Source organism: Mesorhizobium sp. M8A.F.Ca.ET.207.01.1.1 (assembly GCF_004794715.1).
GTDB lineage: Bacteria > Pseudomonadota > Alphaproteobacteria > Rhizobiales > Rhizobiaceae > Mesorhizobium.
In genome coordinates this window covers 1-329 of the sequence record NZ_SRUS01000330.1, presented here as the reverse complement: position 1 = coordinate 329, position 329 = coordinate 1, and the positions used below count along the sequence as shown (strand labels likewise).

1 protein-coding gene is annotated in these 329 nt (G+C 62.6%); it reads right to left on the bottom strand.

Features of this window, described 5'->3' with window-relative positions:
- The coding region (locus EN850_RS34780) for an ATPase, T2SS/T4P/T4SS family (protein ID WP_281407314.1) at nucleotides 1-296 on the bottom strand (296 nt) is incomplete at its 3' end.
- Nucleotides 297-329 lie beyond the last annotated feature (33 nt).

The window sequence follows — 329 nt, the reverse complement described above, 5'->3', positions numbered from 1 at the left end:
CCGTATTCGTTCTTGTGGATGTAGTCGAGCATCGCCGCCAGGGTGGTCGACTTGCCCGAGGCGGTCGGGCCGGTCAACAGGATCAGGCCCTGCGGCTGCTGGATCACTTCACGGAAAAGCGGCGGGCAGGCCAGGTCCTCGAGGGTGAGCACCTCGGACGGAATGGTACGGAACACCGCACCGGCGCCACGGTTCTGGTTGAACGCGTTCACACGGAAGCGCGCCAGCGACGGGATCTCGAAGGAGAAGTCCACTTCGAGGAATTCCTCGTAATCGCGGCGCTGCTTGTCGGACATGATGTCGTACACCAGCGCATGGACCTGCTTGTG